Origin of the sequence: Leptospira johnsonii (assembly GCF_003112675.1) — a bacterium.
In the GTDB taxonomy this organism is placed as follows: domain Bacteria; phylum Spirochaetota; class Leptospiria; order Leptospirales; family Leptospiraceae; genus Leptospira_B; species Leptospira_B johnsonii.
The window spans coordinates 239,787-258,285 of the sequence record NZ_BFAY01000006.1 but is presented as its reverse complement, the minus strand read 5'-3'; the positions used below and the strand labels follow the sequence as shown (position 1 = coordinate 258,285).

Annotated in this window: 17 protein-coding genes; 10 read left to right on the top strand and 7 right to left on the bottom strand. The window is 41.5% G+C overall.

Features of this window, described 5'->3' with window-relative positions:
* Positions 1 to 90: 90 nt before the first annotated feature.
* The gene (locus LPTSP_RS04835) at positions 91 to 780 is read left to right on the top strand and encodes an oxidoreductase (RefSeq protein ID WP_108927688.1); all 690 of its coding nucleotides are present in this window, start codon (positions 91 to 93) and stop codon (positions 778 to 780) included.
* A gap of 70 nt (positions 781 to 850) precedes the next feature.
* On the opposite strand, the gene LPTSP_RS04830 is transcribed toward LPTSP_RS04835, so the two are convergent.
* The 3 genes from LPTSP_RS04830 to LPTSP_RS04820 form a co-directional block, all read right to left on the bottom strand.
* Positions 851 to 2,605 carry an acyl-CoA dehydrogenase family protein gene (locus tag LPTSP_RS04830; RefSeq protein ID WP_108927687.1) on the bottom strand — a complete coding sequence of 585 codons (1,755 nt, stop codon included), beginning with the start codon at positions 2,603 to 2,605 and terminating at the stop codon, positions 851 to 853.
* Positions 2,606 to 2,807: 202 nt separating this feature from the next.
* Entirely contained in the window at positions 2,808 to 3,614 is an 807-nt protein-coding gene (gene lipL32 / locus LPTSP_RS04825; protein WP_108927686.1) for a major surface lipoprotein LipL32, read from the bottom strand.
* Positions 3,615 to 3,845: 231 nt separating this feature from the next.
* On the bottom strand, positions 3,846 to 4,244 hold the full coding sequence (locus tag LPTSP_RS04820; RefSeq protein WP_086446566.1) for a ParB N-terminal domain-containing protein: 399 nt from the start codon (positions 4,242 to 4,244) through the stop codon (positions 3,846 to 3,848).
* A 194-nt stretch (positions 4,245 to 4,438) separates the two neighbouring features.
* Between LPTSP_RS04820 and metK the strand changes: the two genes are divergently transcribed.
* From metK to LPTSP_RS04805, 3 genes are read left to right on the top strand one after another with little or no spacing between them, the layout of a single operon-like run.
* Positions 4,439 to 5,599: a methionine adenosyltransferase gene (metK, locus tag LPTSP_RS04815; protein ID WP_108927685.1), complete on the top strand. Its 1,161-nt coding sequence runs from the start codon at positions 4,439 to 4,441 to the stop codon at positions 5,597 to 5,599.
* Positions 5,599 to 6,558: a transketolase family protein gene (locus LPTSP_RS04810; protein WP_108927684.1), complete on the top strand. Its 960-nt coding sequence runs from the start codon at positions 5,599 to 5,601 to the stop codon at positions 6,556 to 6,558. The genes metK and LPTSP_RS04810 overlap by 1 nt, the downstream gene beginning before the upstream one ends.
* A 34-nt stretch (positions 6,559 to 6,592) precedes the next feature.
* The gene (locus tag LPTSP_RS04805; protein ID WP_108927683.1) at positions 6,593 to 6,907 is read left to right on the top strand and encodes an ATP-dependent Clp protease adaptor ClpS; all 315 of its coding nucleotides are present in this window, start codon (positions 6,593 to 6,595) and stop codon (positions 6,905 to 6,907) included.
* 152 nt (positions 6,908 to 7,059) lie between these two features.
* On the opposite strand, the gene LPTSP_RS04800 is transcribed toward LPTSP_RS04805, so the two are convergent.
* Positions 7,060 to 8,235 (bottom strand): MaoC family dehydratase, encoded by a 1,176-nt coding sequence (locus tag LPTSP_RS04800; protein ID WP_108927682.1) that lies wholly within the window; start codon positions 8,233 to 8,235, stop codon positions 7,060 to 7,062.
* Between the two features lie 75 nt (positions 8,236 to 8,310).
* The gene (lsa23, locus tag LPTSP_RS04795; RefSeq protein WP_108927681.1) at positions 8,311 to 8,910 is read right to left on the bottom strand and encodes a surface adhesion protein Lsa23; all 600 of its coding nucleotides are present in this window, start codon (positions 8,908 to 8,910) and stop codon (positions 8,311 to 8,313) included.
* A gap of 62 nt (positions 8,911 to 8,972) precedes the next feature.
* On the opposite strand from lsa23, the gene LPTSP_RS04790 reads away from it, so the two are divergent.
* Positions 8,973 to 10,973: a M3 family metallopeptidase gene (locus tag LPTSP_RS04790; protein WP_108927822.1), complete on the top strand. Its 2,001-nt coding sequence runs from the start codon at positions 8,973 to 8,975 to the stop codon at positions 10,971 to 10,973.
* 6 nt (positions 10,974 to 10,979) lie between these two features.
* On the opposite strand, the gene LPTSP_RS04785 is transcribed toward LPTSP_RS04790, so the two are convergent.
* Complete coding sequence (locus tag LPTSP_RS04785; protein WP_108927680.1) at positions 10,980 to 11,216, bottom strand: hypothetical protein; 237 nt, start codon at positions 11,214 to 11,216, stop codon at positions 10,980 to 10,982.
* Positions 11,217 to 11,336: 120 nt separating this feature from the next.
* Positions 11,337 to 11,990: a glutathione S-transferase family protein gene (locus LPTSP_RS04780; RefSeq protein WP_108927679.1), complete on the bottom strand. Its 654-nt coding sequence runs from the start codon at positions 11,988 to 11,990 to the stop codon at positions 11,337 to 11,339.
* Positions 11,991 to 12,168: 178 nt separating this feature from the next.
* Here LPTSP_RS04780 and LPTSP_RS04775 point away from each other — a divergent pair, with 178 nt between their 5' ends.
* The 5 genes from LPTSP_RS04775 (at position 12,169) to LPTSP_RS04755 (ending at position 18,499) form a co-directional block, all read left to right on the top strand.
* Positions 12,169 to 12,951, top strand: a complete 783-nt coding sequence (locus LPTSP_RS04775) for an SDR family NAD(P)-dependent oxidoreductase (protein ID WP_108927678.1) — start codon at positions 12,169 to 12,171, stop codon at positions 12,949 to 12,951.
* A 19-nt stretch (positions 12,952 to 12,970) separates the two neighbouring features.
* Positions 12,971 to 14,155 carry a sterol desaturase family protein gene (locus LPTSP_RS04770; protein ID WP_108927677.1) on the top strand — a complete coding sequence of 395 codons (1,185 nt, stop codon included), beginning with the start codon at positions 12,971 to 12,973 and terminating at the stop codon, positions 14,153 to 14,155.
* A 155-nt stretch (positions 14,156 to 14,310) separates the two neighbouring features.
* Positions 14,311 to 15,492, top strand: a complete 1,182-nt coding sequence (locus LPTSP_RS04765) for an acyl-CoA dehydrogenase family protein (protein ID WP_108927676.1) — start codon at positions 14,311 to 14,313, stop codon at positions 15,490 to 15,492.
* An 88-nt stretch (positions 15,493 to 15,580) separates the two neighbouring features.
* Positions 15,581 to 17,752 (top strand): 7TM diverse intracellular signaling domain-containing protein, encoded by a 2,172-nt coding sequence (locus LPTSP_RS04760; RefSeq protein WP_108927675.1) that lies wholly within the window; start codon positions 15,581 to 15,583, stop codon positions 17,750 to 17,752.
* 108 nt (positions 17,753 to 17,860) lie between these two features.
* Positions 17,861 to 18,499 carry an START domain-containing protein gene (locus LPTSP_RS04755; RefSeq protein WP_108927674.1) on the top strand — a complete coding sequence of 213 codons (639 nt, stop codon included), beginning with the start codon at positions 17,861 to 17,863 and terminating at the stop codon, positions 18,497 to 18,499.

Here is an 18,499-nt window from a genome sequence, read left to right as displayed (position 1 = left end):
AAGTTATAATTCCGAAATAAATACTGAATCATTGGAACTTTTAAATAAAACCAAGATCGAATCAGGTCTTTAGATAAACAGGATGGAAGAATGAACCATAGAGTTGCGATCGTTGCAGGTGGTACAGGACTAGTCGGCGGAGAACTTGTACAGGAATTATTGATAGATCCATCTTGGGACAAGGTCTATCTTTTGGTACGAAAACCCTTGGAATGGACACATGCCAAACTGGAATTGATCCTTACCGATTGGGAGAAACTCCCCGAGTTACCCCAAGGTGTAACTGACGCGTTCTGTACTTTGGGAACTACAATCGGCAAAGCTGGCTCTAAGGAGAAATTTAAGAAAGTGGATCTGGAGTACCCAATCAGTTTTGCAAAAGTTTGCAAGGAGAAGGGTGTAAAATCTTTCTTTATAGTGACCGCACTTGGAGCAGATCCAAATTCTTTCGTTTTTTATAATCAAGTGAAAGGAGAAGTAGAAGCAGAAATTTCTAAACTCGGTTTTGAAACTTTCGGGATTTTCAGACCTTCTCTTTTAGAAGGAGATCGAAAAGAATTCAGATTAGGAGAGAAGATCGGGTCTAAACTTGCCTTCTTGATCAATCCTTTACTTTTGGGTCCTTTTAAAAAATACAGATCTATTCATGCTAAGACTGTTGCTAAGTCCATGGTGAATCTGGCCTGGTCGGATCAAAAAGGAAAAAAGATCATAGAATCGGATAAGATCCAAGTATTGGGATCTTCTTCTGCAAGAGCGAATTTAGATTCGATCTTATGATTTCGTAAATAAGCGATGTAGGAGTTCCTACATCGCTCCTCTCTATGTCTTCCGTAACCTCTCTGCAAAATTAAACTAGAGCTACTTCCTTCTTATTCTGGATCCTAATTTTATTATATTCTAATAAGGCAGAGCTATCTAGATTATAAAAACGAACCAAAGCAGCTCTTTCCTTTTTGGAATTCCCATCCATCTTTTTTAAGCCTCTTTCTAAGATGACCCCAATGATGACCCTGGTTGCGGATTCGACTAATTCGAATGCTACCTCGTCCTTGGAGGAGCCGTTCTCTAAAGAAGTATAAATTGTATGAGATTCTTCCAGTTTTTTGTAGTTTTCTAATAATTCTCTGGAAGGGGAGAAGAGGCTCATTTCTTCGTCTAGATATTGTCTTAAGATCCCTTTGGCGCCGAGTCCAGTGACAATCCCTCCGATGGCAGCCACGACCTGTAATTGTGTGGTTCCTTCGTAGATATTGGTTATCCTTACATCCCTATAGATCCTCGAAATATCGTAGTCATAGGTGTATCCGGCTCCTCCGTGGATCTGCAGGGCGTCGAATGCGATTTTATTTGCCTGTTCTGTAATATAATATTTAGATAATGGAGTGAATAGATTGGCGAGCTTCTCCCATTTTTTCAAACTATCGTCCTTTTTTATCTCTCTTTCATCGATCCCATTCTCTTTCATTTTTTCGGATTTCCAATGGTAGAGGTCTATGGATCTAGAAGCTTCCTGCAAAATGGAGCGCATTGCCAGGATCTCTCTGTCCATGAAATCCAGCATCTTTTTCACTGCGGGAATGTTTCGGATCTTCTTGCCAAATTGTTCTCTTTCGTCTGCGTATTTTTTGGCTTCGTAATAAGCCGCGGCTCCGATCCCCATTGCCTGTCCTGCAATGGACAGTCTTGCGCCGTTCATCATTGCCATGGAGTATTTTACGAGTCCATATCCTTCTTCTCCGATCAATATGCCTGGAGTGTTTTCATAAACCACTTCGCAGGTGGGGGAACAATGAAGTCCCATCTTCTTTTCTATACCTGCGATCTCTACATCTTCACTTTTGACTAAGAAGAAGGAGAGTCCTCTTGCTCCGCTCGTTGGACTTCCTGTTCTTGCTAATGTAAGAATGATAGAAGGTTTATCATCGAAGCCGCAACCATGAGTGATAAATCTTTTGGCTCCGGTAATTCTCCAGACCCCATCCTCTCCTTTGATAGCTTTTGTTTGTAAGTTAGGAAGGTCGGATCCGTAATTCGGTTCTGTGAGCGCCATAGCTCCACAGAGTTCTCCTGCCGCCATTTTAGGTACGTAAGATTCTACCATTTCTTGGGAGCCGAATCTTTCTATTGTCTCTGCAAGATTCATACATCCTAATGCGATTGCAACTGATCCGTCCGCTCTGGAAAATATTTCCATCAACATCGCTTGCACCGTACAAGGGAGTCCTAATCCTCCGTGTTTACGTCCTATGGAATAAGGAAGAATTCCTGCTTCCTTGACCTGGTTGACAGCGTTTATCATTTCTTTAGGAAAACGAACTTTACCTTTTTCGTATATTAAACCTTCTGCATCCATTTTTTGGGCGAAGGGAGCTACTTCTTTTCCAGCGATCTCGCCGGCGGATTCTAATACTGATCTGTAAAATTCGATGGCTTCTTCTTTACTTCCCGGAGCTAATGCGAATTCTTCCTTTCCGGTCTTTTCATATTCCTTTTTGTCGGAAAAACCTTGTTCGAACGCTTCTACTATTTCGTCCCAATCTATTAAGGATTCGAAATGTTGTTTTAAGTCCTCGTTCTCTAAGAAATAATTATTTTCGAGCATGGATATTCTCCGAATTAAAATGAACATATGTTCATCGAGATTGCGTTTCTTATGGAAGCCTTAATTTATGAATTTTATCTGGAAAGGGAAAAAGTGGAGAATATTCACTTTTTTAGAAATGAAAGGAGTGTTTATATATAAAAAAAGCCGCCGGTTTGACCCGACGGCTTTCGGCTTTAAGCAAAGCGGGAAAAAAGAAGGATTACTTCTTGTCTCCAGCAACTGCAGCTTTCAATTTTTCTTCTGCATCAACAGCTAATTTTTGCAATTCAGCTGGGTTTGCGTGAAGAATCGGAGAAAGACCTGGAACACCTGGAGGGCCAAGAACTCCAACAGTAGCTACGAAAGAACCTTTAACTTCGCCTACTTTGTAAGTAGTGAAGGTAATTCTGTATAAACCGCGAACTAAAAGTTTTTTAGTGTCGATGTTTTTCAGTTCATCCAAGCTCTTTGGAATGTTAGGAATTTGGATACGAAGTAAAGAGTTGTACTTGTTGTGACGCTCTTCATTGTAAGTATCGTCTCCATCATCATTGTCGCCAAGATTTTGAAGTGCTTTTCCTTTAGCTGCTCCGTCGATTTGGTTCGGCATAATAGCTGCTAAGCGCTCTACGCGAATCCAAGTATCGAACCAGTTCGGCATGCTTTTTTCTTCAGGAGTTGCAGCTTTGAAAGCCTCACTCACGAAGTCGCCGCTAGATGGCTCACCGATTTCTCCGGTAGGGGAAATTAAGCGAACGCCTAGTTCAACGATAGCTGCTGGAACCCAAATATAAAGGAAATATGATTTCTTTCCGTTTACTACTGCGTCAGCGGCTTGTCCTGGTTTGATGTATCCCCAATAGTTCACAGTTTCAGAATAAGGCGCGAAAAGCTTCTTAACTCCTACTCCTGGAATGTCTTGCTCTCCGACCGAGAAATTACTTTGTAGGCCGGGGAGTCCACCGATACATGCAGCAAAGCTGACCATTATAGCGGTGGAGATTATAAGGATCGAAGATTTTTTCATTCGAGAGATCTCCTTGGTATGGATTGCTCAAGATAGAGAAGAGATTCCTTTTTGTAAATCTAATTAATAATTTTTTGTTTTCCCGGTCTCTTTTGCGGTGCAAAAATTTTACAAAGTAGTAATTTACCTCCGGCCCGGATCATATAACAAGTTCCATTTGGAGAGTAAAAAAATTTCCAAGTCTCCTGACGGAAGGAAACATTTTGAATGAGGAATGATGGATGGGTTAGTTTAGTTTTTGAATAGCCAGGACCAGAACCATTCCCAAAGATCCAAGAGCCAGGCAAACAATCTACCAAGGATCCCTGTATGGGAATATCTTCTTAATAGCTTTTGAGCCCTTTCCTGTTCTTCCGGGGTAAACGGTAGCCGCACATTGTTTTCTTCGGCTTCGATCAAAACTCTTTCTTTTTTACTTCGTACATCTACGATCCGAACATCTACGTATTCCCAGCCCAGAAGTTTCACACATTCCAGGCGTCTTTCGCCGGAGACTAATTTATTGTCCAGGTCGATAATGATCGGATGCAAAAGCCCTAAGTTTTGTATGGAAGATTTTAGACCATGTAAGTCGCCTAAATCTTTACGAATGCGGTTCTTTACCTTAATATCGGAGACCCGAATTTTCATCTAAGAAATGCTTTTTTCACCGTATAAATCCTACAAACCAATTTCATAAGTTTTGACTAAATTTCTGTCCGAACCCCATAGGATTGGAAAAAGGTTGGGTCGGATTCACTTGACAGTGACGACTTGCATAAGTTTATAGTTTTAAGCGGGGAAGATTCTCCCCAAGAAATAATTTTAACAGGAATTACAATCGAATGTCCCTTCAAGACTTCATCTTTACCTCAGAATCCGTATCGGAAGGACATCCGGACAAGGTTTGCGACCAAATTTCCGATGCAATTCTGGACGCGTATCTAGCTCAGGATCTTAAATCCAGGGTAGCCTGCGAGACTTTAGTGACTACCAATTTGGTAGTAGTTGCCGGAGAAGTTACCAGCAAGGGAAAAATTGACGCAGTAGAGATCGCAAGAAACGTAATCAAGGATATCGGATACAACGATGTTTCCCTTGGATTCGATGCTGAGTTTGCAGTGGTTTCTTCCCATATTCACGCCCAAAGTCCTGATATTTCTCAAGGTGTTACAGAGGGAGAAGGTCTGTTTAAGGAGCAAGGAGCTGGAGACCAAGGTTTGATGTTCGGTTTCGCAATCGACGAAACTCCTGAACTGATGCCTATGCCGATCTACTATTCCCATGAATTAGTAAGGCATTTATCCGGTCTTCGACATAACGGCACATTAAAATGGCTTCGTCCGGACGCTAAGTCCCAGGTAACCGTGGAATACAAGAACGGTAAACCGGTTCGTGTGGACACCGTTGTGATTTCCACTCAACACTCTCCTGATGTTTCTCACAAACAGATCGAAGAATCTGTAATTGAGCAATGTATCAAGAAGGTCATCCCTGCCAATTTCTTGAAAGATACGAAATATTTTATTAACCCTACCGGACAGTTCATTATCGGTGGGCCTCACGGAGATACAGGTCTGACCGGACGTAAGATCATTGTGGATACTTACGGTGGTTTCGGAAGACATGGTGGTGGAGCATTCTCCGGAAAAGATCCTTCCAAAGTGGACCGTTCCGCTGCTTACATGGGTAGATATATCGCGAAAAACGTGGTAGCTGCAGGTCTTGCATCCCAATGTGAGGTGCAGTTGGCTTATGCGATCGGTGTAGCTGAGCCAGTTTCGGTTCATGTGGACACTTTTGGAACAGGTAAACTTTCCGAAGAAGAGATCGTTAAAAGAATTAAAGCAAACTTCAAACTGACTCCAAGAGGGATCACTGAGTCCTTACAGTTATTGGATAAGGGAAGAAAATACAGGGAAACCGCCGCTTACGGACATTTCGGAAGAAGTGGAGAAACATTCACCTGGGAAAGAACTGATAAAGCAGGAGCATTGAAAGGTTAATGGGAGCAGTATCCGCATCTAGCGCAGATCAAAAAGCAACCAGAGACGGTTACGGAGACGCATTGCACGAATTAGGTGCCGGGCGTTCCGATATCGTAGTACTAGACGCGGATCTTTCCGGTTCTACTAAAACCAATAAATTCGCAAAAGCATTTCCGGATCGTTTTTTCAACGTAGGGGTTGCAGAGCAGAATTTAGTGGGGCATGCAGCCGGACTCGCTCTTTCAGGTTACGTTCCATTTGCTTCTTCTTTCGCGATGTTTTTATCCGGAAGAGCCTGGGAAGTAGTGCGTAATAGCGTAGTTTATCCTTTCTTGAACGTGAAATTAGTAGCTTCTCACGGTGGAATTACAGTTGGTGAGGACGGGGCTTCTCACCAATGTATCGAAGATTTTGCCACTATGAGAGCCATTCCTGAAATGGTAGTGATCTGTCCTTCCGATTATAACGAAACAAAACAGATCATTCATGCAATTGCAGATTATAAGGGACCTGTTTACGTAAGAGTAGGCCGTCCGAATCTTCCTTTGATCGAAAGAGAAAATTATAAATTCGAGATCGGAAAAGCTGAAGTGATGAGAGAAGGTAAAGACGTTCTTATCATCGCAAACGGAGTTCTGGTAAACGAAGCAATGATCGCTGTAAAAGAGCTGGAAGCAGAAGGTATCCAAGCCACTCTTTTGAATATGGCGACCATTAAGCCTATCGATAAAGAAGCTATATTAAAATATGCTAAACTTTGCGGTGCAGTTGTTACCTGCGAAGAGCATAATGTGATCGGTGGACTGGGTTCTGCAGTCAGCGAATTCTTATCCGAAGAACATCCTGTGCGTGTTCTAAAGCTGGGAATGAAGGACAGTTTCGGTAAATCCGGCACCTGGTCCGGGCTTCTGGATTATTTCGGTCTTAGATCCAAAAACATAGTGGAACTAGCAAAAAAAGCAGTCCAATCCAAATAGCCCGGTATTTTGCCGGGCATTAAGATTTCGTGTCATGCCTAACTCACCCTCGATAGAAGAAACCACCACAGAAGAACCGGTGCAGATCGGAGGACCCTGGAGAGTGGTTTTATGGGATGATAACGAACATACTTACGAATATGTGATCACTATGCTCATGGACGTATGTAAGATGACTCCAGAGCAAGCTTTCGGTCATGCTGTAGAAGTAGACGCTCAGAAAAAGACGGTAGTGTTTGCCGGTGAATTAGAACACGCAGAACATATCCAAGATCTGATCTTAAATTATGGACCGGATCCTTTGCTTCCCGCCTCCAAAGGCTCAATGAGCGCGACCTTAGAGGGGTAAAGATACTGAGATAAAAGAGGCACAGGGGCAGTCTCACACAGAGGCACTGAGCCACGGAGTTGTCTCTTAGTTTATTAAACCAAAGAAATCTCTTTGTGTCTTCGTGGCTCTGTGTGGAAAAATCTTAGCGACTCTTTTAACCTCTGAGTCTCTTACTTCTTCTTAACTAAGATCTTTCTTTCGATCTCGAAAATTTTCTCAGGAAGTTTTTCCTTACCGTGTTTTTTCTTATCGTTCTCTTTTAAGAATAGATCGGCTCCGAATTTTTCGAAGGCGTCGTTCGCCTTGATGTTTTTCAGACCGATGAACTGAAGATGAACTTCTCCCGCAGGAATACCGAATTCGGTCCCTCTGTCCTTTACAGCTAGAACTCTGGTGATCGCAGTCACAGTGTCCCCACTGAAAGAAGGTTGAGTATGATATCCTTCGGTAAATCCAAGATCCCAAAGAACATTCTCAGTCACATCTCTAGAAGAAAGTCCACATAACCATGCGAATACGAGTCCTCCGTAAACGACAGGTTCTCCACCCATTGGGCCGGAAATTCCGGAAGAATACAATTTATCGTAATGAAGTGGGTGAGTGTTACCTACTCTATAGGTCCAAGGGAAATGTTCGTCAGTGATCGTTCTGCCGTTTTGGTGGATATAGATCTGACCTGCCGCGAAATTTTCGAAATAAGTATCTGACCAAGTAGCGGTTTCGAAACCTTTGGGAAATTTTAGCTCAGGAAGTTCGATAACAGGGCTATCAGTTTCCGGGAAGAAAGCTTCTTTGATCACAGGTTTCGGAGTTCCTTTCGGCTTTCCGTTAGAATGATAGATCATGATCTTTCTTTCGTATTGAAGTACTAGTTCCCTGTTTTGGTTCAAACAGATCGTACGAACATGAACGATTCCAGGTTTGTCCGCACCCTTATCATCTATTTTGATAATTTTGGTTTTAGCGGAAAGGGTATCTCCAGGATACACAGGTTTCAGGAATTGAACGTCATAGTATCCAAGATTCGCTAACGCTTTTTCGGAATCGTTTTGAACTCCGAGAGAAAGCGCCACGTTGAACACCATCAAAGGAGAAACTAATAGATCTTTGAATCCATGAGCTTGCGCGTAAGGAGCGGAAAGATAAAGAGGGTTCGCTTCCATAAAAGTAGTAGCAAACTCTTGAGCAAAAGAACGATCGATGGTCAGTTCTCTCGGATGTTCGAAAATTGCTCCTTCGGTAAATTCTTCTAGATATCTACCGTAAATACCCCGTTTTACGGTTCCGGTTTCCACCGGAGTTTTGGGGCCTAGTTCCGCAAAGGGGGAAGTAGGGATTTTAGCCATTGTGAGAACTCCTGCTTCGTTTTTAGTTTCTTCCAGGATTTTGAGATCCTCTGCTCGGAAAAGGCTTTTTCGGCTTCAGTAAGTCCCGAAATACCCGTCCAGTTGGCTTCTGGATCCGAAGCGAAACTCGGAAATTTGGATCTCTTGCTTGGAAAGCTCCGGGTTATTGTCCTTCTCCCCAAACATATGATTCCAGGTATTCACATAAAGAATAGGCATTGAACTTCTATTTTCCAAAATAGAAGAAGAAAGTATCCTATCCTTATGAACAACCGGGTCCTCTTGGAAGATCTGATCTCCTGAGTAAACATTCTTTAGATCTAGTTGAAAAGTTTTACCATCCGGTTCTAATCGGACCAAAAAGGATTCAATGTCGTAGGTCCTACCGTAACGGACTCTTCTGTATATCCTATAGAAAAAATCCTTCAATGCGTTTGGATGGATCTCATCTTGAAACACTAAACTAATTTCCCATTCGAATCCAATCGGCGTGATATTCGCCTTACAATAGATCCCGACCAGGTCATTCCCAGTTTGCACATCTATCTCAGGCTGGGATAAAACGAAAAGATCCGACTTAGGACAGATCCCTTCGGTAGTTTGGAATACAGGCAAAGGTGGACTTGTGCAGCCCAAATACAAAAAGAATATAGGAATCAGAAGATAAGATCTCATAAGAAAGGGTCGGAATGGAGGAATTCGAATCAGTTTTTCAATCTTGTCAAGATGGAAAATTGATGCTTTTCCATTCGGGAGGAGAAAGTCTGGAATCGATGAGTCCAGCAGTTCTATTCAGAGAATTTCCCCAAATCGCACTTTCTTACCAAAAGGAGAAGGTGCGAGAGAAAATACAAAACTCTAAAAAGGTTTTGGAAGATATAATCCGAAAGAAGGATGTAAATTACGAGTCCGTAATACGACCTCTAAACGATTCCATTGAGGAATTGCAGGAAGAATTTACGGTACTTTCTCACCTAAATAGTGTTAAGAACAGCGAAGAAACAAAAGAACATTATACTGAGATCCTACCTGAGATTACCGAATTTTATACTGAGTTAGGACAGAACGAAGAATTATTCAAATTATACTCTCAAATTTATGAGAAAGAAAAGTCTTCACTAGACAGACCAAAGAACAAGGTTCTGGAAGATGCAATCCTTCAATTCAAATTGGGCGGAGTAGGGCTTCCGGAAGATAAAAAAAATCGTCTGCAAGAAATACAACTTAGGTTGTCAGACCTTTCTAACCAATTTTCTCAAAATCTTTTGGATTCCACAAATTCTTTCGAAATGAAAATCGAATCTGAAGAAGATGTAAAAGAGATTCCAGAGTCCGACAAGGCATTATACAGAAATGAGGATGGGACTTACTCCTTCACTCTTCAGTTCCCGAGTTATAATTGTTATATGACTTATGGAAGCAATCGTTCCAAAAGAGAAGAATTGTACAAGGCCTATGTAACTCGTGCCCCCGGCAACGGTAAAATTTTAGAAGAGATACTGGCTTTAAGAGACGAGTCCGCTAACTTACTCGGATATAAAAATTACGCAGAAGCTTCTCTGGCAACTAAGGTTGCGGATTCTCCGGAACAGGTGCTGGACTTCCTACAAAGAATCGGTAAACTAGCTAGGCCAATAGCGGAGAAGGAAATTTCAGAACTCAAAAAATTCGCTTCATCCATTCACATTCCAGATTTCCAAGCATTTGATAGCGCTTATGTTTCCGAGAAGTTAAAGAAGAAAAATTACGATTTTGACGAAGAAGAGACCCGTCCTTACTTCGAAAAGAGTACAGTTGTAAAAGGGACCTTCTCCTTTTTGGAAAAACTTTTAGGATTAAAATTTGAGAAGACGAACGCTCCGATTTGGGATCCTAAAACGGAAGTCTATCACGTCAGAAACGGCTCCGAAATTATCGCAAGGTTATATTTGGATCTGGAGGCAAGAAAGGACAAACAGGGCGGGGCCTGGATGAACCATTGGGAAACCCGTAATAGGCTTCCAAATAGGATGATCCTACCTTCTGCATTCGTGGTTTGTAATTTTCCTCCTTCTAAGGATTCAGCTCCTTCTCTTTTAAATCATTCGGATGTTGTCACATTTTTCCATGAGATGGGACATGCTCTCCATCATCTTTGTGCAAAAATAGAAGAGCCTCCTGTCAGCGGGATCAATGGTGTAGAATGGGATGCAGTGGAATTTCCTTCTCAGTTTTTGGAAAATTTTGCATATGAGCCGGAAGTGTTAAACTTCTTCGCATTTCATTATGAAACAGGAAAACCTATCCCAAAAGAATTGGCGCAAAAATTAAAAGATACTAAGAACTTTTTGGCTGCGATGGGAGTTGTCCGTCAGCTAGAATTCGGAATTTTTGATATAAGGATCCATCTCCAAAAGTATTCGGAAGAAGAAGTGCAGAATATTCTGGATTTAGTTCGAAAAGATATAAGCGTTCTTTTTCCTCCTGAATATAACAAGTTCCAGAACGGATTTGGGCATATTTTCTCAGGAGGATATGCGGCAGGTTATTATAGTTATAAATGGGCGGAACTTCTGGCAGCGGACGCCTTTTTTGCGTTCAGGTCCAAGGGGATTTTTGACGAGGATCTGGCGGCAAAATACAGAACTGAGATCTTGGAAAAAGGAGGCTCCGAAAACGCGATGATCCTATTCAAACGTTTTCTGGGACGAGATCCTGAACCGGACGCTCTATTAAAACTCTATGATTTAGTAGCTTGAGCGGCTTTAAGAAAGTTTTTTGCGGAAGCTTTGAAGCAACTGTTCCGTGCCTGAAAGTAGTAATTCTATCTGGTCGGAATCAATATTGTAGACCACATTCGTCTTTAAAGAGTCTTTAAAGGCGTTTGCGTCTATCGTTTTCTGATCGTAACTATCCTTTAAAAAATTATACCATCCGGCTAGGATCACTTTTAAGTGAGGAAGTTCTTTGATAGGGACCGAAATGACTTTCTCTGCTTCCATAAAGACACCAGCAGGTTAATTTGTGAACCGAGCCAGTCAACCAGATTTTTTGCAACTAGGTTTGAACCGAATTTTTCTCAGAGAAAACGCAGCGCACAAAATCTGAACTTTAGATCCGATCTATTTTCGGAGTCTCTTTAAAGCTTTCATTACGACTGACTTTGGTTTGTCCACTTTTGCGGCGTTTGGATTCTGCATCATCATATCCAGATATGCTTGTAATCCTGGAATTTCGAAGAGTGGATTTGGAGAGATCCAATCCGCGATATGATCGTTTATGATCTGAAAGGTGGCAAACGCGGAGCAGTCGGCAGCTGTAAATTCTTTGCCTGCAATATAAGGAGAAAATTTTGCCACTCTCGAAAGTGCTCTCGCTCCTTTTTGGATCGCGAGTTTTGTTAGTTCTACAGTTTCAGGAGAGATTGTTTTACCTTCTACAATCGATTCGTACAATCTGCGGGCTGGAATATCGATATAATTTTCGATAAAGGAAATAATCGTTCTAACTTGAGCCGCTTCGAATGGATCTGCTGGGATCAAACGTTTGCTATTCGGATAAGCATCTTCTAAAAATTCTATAATTGCCTGGGATTCTACCAGATATTTTCCATCCACTTCAAGGTAAGGAATTTTTCCCATTGGGCTTTTTTCTAAAAACTCCTCTTCTTGGGAGAAGGGTGTACGAATTTCTTCGAACTCCAAACCTTTTTCTAAAAGTGCCAATTTGACCTTATTCGTATAATTGCTGATCGGATAACCGTATAGTTTTATCATAAGAGCCTAGGATCATTCAAATACAAGTAGTATGGTAAAGTCTTTTTCATAGGTTTGATCAGAAAGAATGGGAACTGCCGCGGATTTTTAATTTCTACTTTCCTGAAAGGAAATCTAAATCTAAAATTGGCTGCGATAAAAAGCGCTTTTACTCTTTCGAAAAGGAATCTTATAGATCATGAAAAAAACAGCATTAATTACCGGAGCAAGCGTAGGCATCGGTTATGAAATTTCCAAATTGGCCGCAAAAGATGGTTACGATCTCATTCTTGTAGCGAGAAATCTCAAAACCTTGAACTCTGTAAAAAAGGAAATGGAAAGTTTGGGGGCAAATGTAGAAGTTCTTTCCGCAGATTTATCCGATCCAAAATCTCCTAAAAAAATTTACGACTTCGCCAAAAAGAAAAAAGCGATCGTGGATCTTCTGGTGAATAACGCAGGCTTTGGAACAAATGGAAAATTCCATTCTTTAGATCTGAAAGAAGAATTGGATCTGATCCAAGTCAATGTGACTTCTCTTGTGGAATTAACTCATCTTTTTCTAAAAGATATGAGAGAAAGACATACAGGAAAAATTCTGAACGTGGCTTCTACTGCAGCTTTCCAGCCAGGTCCAATGATGACGAATTATTATGCTTCCAAGGCGTACGTTCTATTCTTCTCGGAAGGTCTTGCGGAAGAAGTTCGTAAAGACGGAGTGAACGTAACCTGTCTTTGTCCCGGGCCTACTAAAACCGAATTTTTTAAAAGAGCGGAAATGGATAAGTCTGCGATCTTAAATAGCAGTCTTGTTCCTAAAGCGGACCCGGCTTATGTGGCAAAGGTAGGATACCAAGGAGTAAAAGCAGGAAAGGTTGTAGTGATCTCAGGAATGGCAAACAAGGTAATGGCACAATCGATCCGGATCACTCCTAGGTTTTTGGTCCGTAAATTGGCAAAATTTTTAAATACAGTAAACTAGGCAGTTGAGTGTTTGCGATATGCAAGAAACGATTTTAGACAAGGCAGTTCCTTTTTTCCTCGGACTAGCTTTGTTGGAATTTTTATGGGGAAGAAGAAGGTCAGTTTATAGATGGAATGATTCCGTTTCCGATTTGGCGACTGGGATACTGTATTCCTTTACTGGAGTGGTCATTACATTGGGCGCCATTCTCCTGTATGATAAAATTAGAATATATTATTCCGTCCAAAGTCTTTTTCATTTTGGGGAATTTCCATCTTCTTCTCCTTTGTCGAAAACCTCTAACGGTTGGGAATTCAATTTAGAGTCTTTTCTTGCATGGACATTCGTTCTGATCGCTGTGGATTTTATTTATTATTGGTTTCATCGCGCAACTCATGAGATCCATCTTCTCTGGGCATGTCATGTGACCCATCATTCCAGCGAAGAATTTAATCTAACTGTGGCACTTCGCCAATCCATGTTCCAAAGGATTTTTGAATATGCTTTCAATCTTCCTTTGGCTCTTCTTGGAATTCCTTGGTGGATGTTCTTTATCTGCCATGGGATCTTGAAGATCTATCAATTTTGGGTTCACACTCGATTGATCGGAAAATTGGGTTGGATGGAAAAAGTCCTTTTGACTCCTTCTCATCATAGGGTCCATCACGGAAGAGATCCTGAATACTTGGATAAGAATCACGGTGGCATATTGATTCTCTGGGATCGCTGGTTTGGAACATATGCGGAGGAGAAGAAGGAGCCGATCTATGGACTGACGGAACCTCTTCCTACATTCAATCCTATTTGGGCAAATTTACATGTGTATATTTCCCTTTGGAATTTAGTAAAGGCCACTCCCAGTTGGAAAGATAAACTTCTTCTTCTTATCAAAAAACCGGACTGGAGACCTGATTCATTGGGAGGAGAGAAGAAGGTCCCAGAAATCAACAGATCCACTTACGTTAAATTCGATCCGACAATTTCAACTTCCAAAAAGGTCTATGGGATCTTGCAGTTTCTAGTTCTTGCCGGACTTTCCGTTTATCTATTAAAACTTTTGAAACTAGGAAAGATATCTCTGGCCATGTATTCAGGCTTTGGAGTTTGGTTCTTCTTTGCGTTCTTAAGTTTAGGTCTTGTATGGAACGGAAGACCTAAGATGGAAAAATGGGAGGTGCTGAAGTTTGTATTATTGGGCGTTCTGGCCTGGAATCTAAAATAATCATTTAGATCTTTCTTTTTAGTTCGTATAACAAACCATCCATCCATTCTTGCAAGCGGAGCGAAAAGCTTCGCTTGATCATTCAGTCCCTTATTCTAAAGATTGCCTAGGAATCAATATCCGAATTTGAAAAAGAATATCATTGGGAGGCAAGCTTGAATTCACCGCTTCAATTCGAATTACCAGAGGAATTAATACAACTCAGAGAACTGGTCAGGGACGTAGTCAGAAAGGAAGTCGTTCCGAACAGAATGCACTACGACGAAAACAACGAGTATCCGAAAGCTATTTTACAAAAATTTAAAGAAGCAGGATTGTACCAGGCATTGTTCGACGAAGAACATGGCGGACTAGGTTATGGAATGATGGGAGGTATCGTACTCGCAGAGGAAATTTCCTGGGGATGTTTGGGAGTAAATACCGCATTCACTTCTACAAAACTAGGAGCTCTGCCAATCGATGTAGGTGGAACCAAAGCCCAAAAAGACAAATGGCTTCCTCTTCTCGCCTCGGGTGAAAAGACAGCTGCATTCGGTTTGTCGGAACCAGGAGCAGGTTCAGACGTTCCTGCGATGGCGACCAGTGCAGTGAAAAAAGGGGACCGTTATGTTCTGAACGGTACCAAACAATGGATTAGTAGCGCCGGCCAAGCTGATATCTATACAGTGTTTGCGATAACCGACAAGGACAGAGGCCCAAGAGGGATCTCTTGTTTCATTATTGAAAAAGGGACCAAAGGATTTTCTTTCGGAAAGAAGGAAGACAAGTTGGGGATCAGATGTTCCGAAACAAGACAGCTCATCATGGAAGACTGTGAGATCCCGGAAGAAAATCTTTTGGGTGGAAAAGAGAATATGGGATTCTTGCATGCGTTCAAAACATTGATCCTTTCCAGACCGGCGGTTGCGGCAGGGGCAGTAGGTTTGATGCAGGGTGCATTCGATGCTGCGATCGAATACTCTAGAGAAAGAGAACAGTTCGGAACTACAATCTCTTCTTTCCAGGCGATCCAGCATATGCTTGCCGACATGGCGATCAAGATAGAAGGTTCCAGGCTTCTCACCTACAAAGCAGGCGTGTATGCGGAGACTTTTCATAAAGACGCAGCAAAATTTTCCGCGATGGCAAAATGTTATGCATCCGATTCTTCGGTCCAAGTGGCATCCGACGCGGTGCAAATTTTCGGCGGATACGGATACACCAAAGAATATCCTGTGGAAAAATTTTACAGGGACGCTAAAATCCTACAAATCTACGAAGGCACAAGCCAGATCCAGAGGAACGAAATTGCCGCAGGACTCATAAAAGATGCGGCGTCTAAAAGCAAAAAAGGCTAAAATCCTCTTTTAGTCTCCGAAGGGAGAATTTTGACTTGCTTGCCGATCCGCCAGAAGTCAAACTTTTCCCTCCGGTTTTTTAGAAAGAGTGAAAGGACTTTTAGACATTCAGAATTTTTTGTCTTGGAGAGTTTTTTGTAAACTCTCGTTCACTTTTTTATCTTTTTCCATTTGTAGTCCGATTTTCGCATTCGATCCTTCTTCTCTTCCGTATGATGGGATTTCCTTGGTGCCTTACGCAGAGGTTTGGGCGGACGAGGATGGGGATACTCAATTCGAAAAAATGCAAAAGAAAGAGTTTTATCCTCTTTCTTCCGGGAGTTTAGGTTATTCGGATCTGGCTCATTGGTTCAAGATCCCAGTAGAAAATAAATCTTCTCATTCCATTTCCTGGATTTTGGAGATCCATTATAGCCAGTTGGACAAGGCAGAATTGTATCTTGCCTCCAAAGGGGACAAGGTTTTTTTTCGGGGAGGAGACAGGATTCCTTTTGAAGAAAGGCCGATCCAATATAGATTTCCCAGTTTTCCTTTGGAATTAAAGGCAGGGGAGAAGGACACAGTTTATCTCAGGATCCAGACCAAAAGTTCGGTTAACTTTGCTGTGTTCGCATATAAGTCTCAGGACTTTTTTTCCAATATAAGCCATGAGCAAATATTACTTGGGATCTATTTCGGATCTCTTTTGGTCATGGCATTATATAATCTATTTCTGTTCTTATCTACTAAGGAAAAAACATACCTAGCATTTTTCGGATATGTCGGCTCTGGGGTTTTGGCCCAATGGTCTCTTCACGGATATTCGTTTCAATTTTTCTGGCCGAACTCGGTGGTTTGGGCAAGTCATATCATCACTTCTTTTACATTTTTGGTTTCTGGGACAACAGCTGATTTTATCAGACTCTACTTCGATGCTCCTAATCATTATTCGAATTCTAATAAGGTCCTTAAGGGAATATCAATATTATCTTATATACTTACAGTTGTCGGATATTTTCTTCCGTTCGGCTTTGCATTGGCGCTTTATATATTCCTTTCTACGATCACTTTGGTCGCGATCTTGTATCTCGGCTTCCAAGGATTTTCCAGAAATCTAAGGCCTACACTTTTCTTTTTAGGCGCCTGGCTTGCACTCGTTACAGGGGCATTCGTATTTACTCTGAGATTTTCCGGGATCATTCCTCATACAATCTCTTTGGCGTATTGGGGAGTGGAGATCGGAACTGCAATGCATATTCTTCTTTTGGCTTTGTCATTAGCCGATCGTGTGAACGATCTGTCCAAGGATCTTTCTTCCAAGGTAGAAGATCTGAACGAGGCAAAGCAGGCAATCGAACAATCGGAACTAAGATTTAGGAATTTGTTTGAAGGAGCAGAAGAACTTCTTCTTACATTGGACCAAGAGGGAAATATCAAAGATGCAAACCGCACTCTTTCCAGGCTTACAGGTTATAAACCTCTAGAAGTGGAAGGTAAAAATTTCTTAGATCTGATCTATACTCTGGATACTCAGGAAGGTTCTATCGTACTTCTTCTTGCCAAGGAAAAACTAGAGGAACATTTAAGGACCAGAAAGACCGTAGAATTCCATTCGGAGTTCAAACAGAAATATGTAATGGAACCTAAACCTGTAAAGATCCGTCTCCAATCCTTTGAGAGCGAGGCGGGAAGAAAGGTATTAGGTAAGGTCTCAGAGATCTCTGAGGATATTCTTTCCCGCTTTTTGGTCTCGGAAAGTATGCATTTCACTGTGAACAATTATCTAAGAAATGCGGATATCTTGAGTAGGCAACTCACTTCTAATCTGAGCCAATTTGCAGGATCGGAAGTGATCACTGCGATCCGTACTTGCCTCAGAGAAGTTTTGATCAATGCGATCGAACATGGGAATCTCGGTATCAGCTTTGATGAAAAAACGGAAGCTATGAAATCCGGAAATTACATGGAGTTCATCCAAAAAAGACAAAGAGAGGCTTTTTACGGGGCAAGGAATGTAAAGGTTGCGTATTCTTTAAATTCCAAAAGGATCGGTTTCGAGATAGAAGACGAAGGAGACGGTTTCGATTTTAAGAAGATCTTAAATTTGGACGGAGAAAAACTGAACGAGGAGAGTTATACCCATGGACGTGGGATCATGATGACCCGAAAAGTTTTCGACGTGGTAAAATTTAACGAAAAAGGAAATAAGGTCCTTCTTATCAAATACCTACAAAAACCCCTTAAATACAAAAGAGAACCCAGCTCCTTAGATTTTGATTAATATTTCCCACTGCAGAAAAGGTCGGTCCAATTTTACGGTTGATCTGATCTAAGATCCGGTTAGATCATAGCTTCAATTCGAAGTCATTCTCCGAGAGGTTGTATTCTAATGAAACATTTCTATTTTATCGCTTTTCTATTGATCCCCATGCAAATATTTTCTTGGGATCTGGAGAAGGAGAAAAACGGGATCACAGTCCATACCAGAGCTGTAGAAGGTTCGGATTTCAAAGAATTCCGTGGAAAAACAAAACTCAAAGCGGATCTAAACACTGTGATCTCTCTCATGGAAGACAATCCGAATTACGTAAGTTGGTTCAAAGATTGTAAGCATGCAGAAGCTGTGAAAGTTTTGAACACAAGAGAAAAGTATATTTATATCCAGAACGGGGCACCTTGGCCGGTGAACGATCGGGACTTTGTGATCCATACTATTTTCAGCCAGGACAAAAATACAGGAGCAGTGACTTATACAATTCGACCTGTTGCAAATATAGTGGCGGAAAAGAAGGGAATCGTAAGAGGGACCCTCAAAGGTTTTTGGAAATTTGTACCGGTAGGAGATGAGATAGAAGTTACTTACCAGATACTCAGCGATCCGGGTGGAAGTATCCCAACATCCATTGCGAATTTTGTGGTAGTGGATATTCCTTACGAAACATTAAGGAAAATGAAAGAGAAGGTGACAGAGTCTAAATATATCAATTCTCCGAAACATCCAGATCTGATCGTTCCGGTCGCTAAATAA